The following is a 2565-nucleotide window of genomic DNA, read 5'->3' as shown; positions in this document are numbered from 1 at the left end:
GGTAGTGTGGGGTTTCCCCATGTGAGAGTAGGTCATCGTCAAGATTAAATTCCGAAACCCCTATCTGCGTATGCAGGTAGGGGTTTTGTTTTGCCCGAAGAAAAATCCGATCAATAGGGTTTCTATGCAACGGCTCGGGGCATGGCTATCATTCGGGCCTCATTGTGAGGCGAGACTTGCATGCTGACGTTGTTAAAGCTTCTTAAGGATGGCCGATTCCATTCAGGTCAGGCCCTGGGCGCCGCTCTAGGCATTAGCCGTGCTGCCGTATGGAAGCAGCTCCAGCATTTAGAGGCTGAGTTGGGTTTGTCAATCCATAAAGTGCGCGGACGTGGCTATCAATTGGCTGCCCCGCTAACTCTGCTCGATCCTGTTGAAATAGATGCCAAGTCGCCCGCTTGCGGTTGGCCTGTCCAGGTCTTCGATTCTATTGACTCTACCAATGCCGAAGCTCTGCGCGCCATCGAGCGGGGGCAAGCTGCGCCCTTTTTGGTGCTTGCAGAGCGGCAAACGGCTGGTCGAGGAAGGCGAGGTCGTAAATGGGTGAGTCCATTCGCGGAAAACATCTATTACAGTCTGGTGTTGCGCATTGAGGGTGGGATGCGGCAGCTGGAAGGCCTGAGTCTGGTTGTCGGGCTCGCCGTAATGCACGCCTTGAGAAAACAAGGTGTTCCCGGTGTGGGGTTGAAGTGGCCTAACGATCTTCTTGTCGGGCAGAAAAAAATCGCCGGCATACTGCTCGAGCTGGTGGGCGATCCCGCAGATGTGTGTCATGTGGTGCTCGGTGTAGGAATCAATGTAAACATGCAGTCAGCTGATGAAGTTGATCAGCAGTGGACATCCATGCGACTTGAGTCTGGCCAGGTTTTTGATCGCAATCAGTTGGTGGCGGACCTGGGACTCGTGCTGCAGGCATATCTGAGTCGACATCAAAGCGATGGGTTTGCCGCTATACATGCTGAGTGGGAGAAAAACCATCTATGGCAAGGGCGAACTGTGTCGTTGATTGCCGGTGTAAACCAGGTAGACGGGGTTGTAATGGGTATCGACAGTCAGGGTGCCTTACGCTTGAAGGTGGGCGGAGTGGAAAAAATCTTTAGTGGTGGTGAGCTCAGTTTGAGGTTGCGTGATGATTCTTGAGCTCGACTGCGGAAACAGCTTTATCAAGTGGCGTGTGCTCGGTGCGGACGTCCGGCTGGTGGTCGCAGAAGGTGTGGTTGATTCGGATCTTGCGTTGCTGGAGAGTTTGGACCAGCTCAGTGGCTTGGCTCTCAAGCATTGTCGCTTGGTAAGTGTCAGAACCGGCGAAGAAACCAGCGCCCTGATTTCCCTTCTAACAGGCGCATTTGGGGTGTCTGTGATATGTGCGGCACCCGCTCGTGAAATATCCGGCGTGCGTAACGGCTACGAAGATTACGAAAGGCTTGGTCTCGACCGCTGGCTTGCAATGCTCGGTGGGTTTCATCTGGCTTCTGGGGCCTGCCTTGTGTTGGATTTTGGCACAGCGGTCACTGCTGACTTCGTAGCGGGCGACGGAGAGCATCTGGGAGGATTCATTTGTCCAGGCCTGCCTTTAATGCGCAACCAGCTGCGCACTCACACGCGGCGAATCCGTTATGGTGATCTTGCAGCTGAGCGAGCTTTGGAAAGCCTTGTTCCTGGTCGCACAACCGTTGAGGCGGTTGAAAGAGGGTGTTCCTTGATGCTCCGGGGTTTTGTCCTGACCCAGCTCCAGTTGGCGCGTAGCTATTGGGGGGAGGGTTTCACTGTATTCCTTACTGGTGGTGATGCGGACCAGGTCTCCGGGGTTGTGCCTGAGGCCAGGGTAGTCCCTGATCTGGTGTTCGTAGGTTTGGCTATGGCGTGTCCTTTGCCCTGAGGTTCTTATGCGTTGGTTGTTTCTGCTGCTGCTTGTTCTCAATTTGTTTTATTACGTCTGGCATCAACAAGAGGCGCCACTGCGTGCGAAAGATGTAACGCCCTTAAGCCTATATCGGGGTTCCCAGCAGGACATTCGCTTGTTAAGTGAGGCGACTGATGCTGCTCGTGACAAGGGGAAGCCCATTCAGGCGGACAGTGATTGCCTCTATGTGGGAGGTTTCACTCGGCAGGACAGTCAGCAGGCAATCGAGCGCCGATTAAGCAGCATGGATATAAAGGTTCAGTCGTTGCCAAAGGACTCCCCTGAGTCCGGGGGATTCTGGGTCCGTGTGGCACCTGAAAGCCGGCGTTTGCTGGATGACTCCAAGCTGCAAAACCTTTCCAAAGAATTCAATGAGTTAAAACATAAAATAATGCCGTGCGAGGGGGTTGCACCTGTCGAATAGTTTGCATAGAATGGCGCCCGCTTCGCAGTGAAGACCTTTAACGGTAAGCACTACGAAGCGTGGTCAACGCAGCTAACCTCAGGTTTTTAATGAGAAAATGCTTGACAGAAGGCTGGCATGATATAGAATGCCGGCTCGCTTAGGAGGGGTTCCCGAGCGGCCAAAGGGATCAGACTGAAAATCTGACGTCAACGACTTCGAAGCTTCGAATCAATCCCACTCCAACAAATTTAGCGAG

The 2565-nt window shown here is 53.5% G+C and carries 3 protein-coding genes and 1 tRNA gene; all 4 read left to right on the top strand.

Features of this window, described 5'->3' with window-relative positions:
• The first annotated feature begins 180 nt into the window (after window positions 1-180).
• The 4 genes from birA (at window position 181) to ACIQY3_RS34150 (ending at window position 2551) form a co-directional block, all read left to right on the top strand.
• Complete coding sequence (gene birA / locus ACIQY3_RS34165) at window positions 181-1140, top strand: bifunctional biotin--[acetyl-CoA-carboxylase] ligase/biotin operon repressor BirA (RefSeq protein ID WP_403029053.1); 960 nt, start codon at window positions 181-183, stop codon at window positions 1138-1140.
• A complete protein-coding gene (locus ACIQY3_RS34160; protein ID WP_403029051.1) occupies window positions 1130-1879 on the top strand; it encodes a pantothenate kinase in 750 nt (249 codons plus the stop codon). The genes birA and ACIQY3_RS34160 overlap by 11 nt, the downstream gene beginning before the upstream one ends.
• A 7-nt stretch (window positions 1880-1886) precedes the next feature.
• Window positions 1887-2327 (top strand): hypothetical protein, encoded by a 441-nt coding sequence (locus ACIQY3_RS34155; protein ID WP_403029048.1) that lies wholly within the window; start codon window positions 1887-1889, stop codon window positions 2325-2327.
• Between the two features lie 142 nt (window positions 2328-2469).
• Window positions 2470-2551: transfer RNA gene (locus ACIQY3_RS34150), tRNA-Phe, on the top strand.
• The last annotated feature ends 14 nt before the right edge of the window (window positions 2552-2565 follow it).

Source organism: Pseudomonas sp. NPDC096950, from assembly GCF_044762525.1.
Taxonomy (GTDB): Bacteria; Pseudomonadota; Gammaproteobacteria; order Pseudomonadales; family Pseudomonadaceae; genus Aquipseudomonas.
The sequence above is the reverse complement of the archived record's forward strand: the minus strand, read 5'-3'. Positions and strand labels throughout refer to the sequence as shown.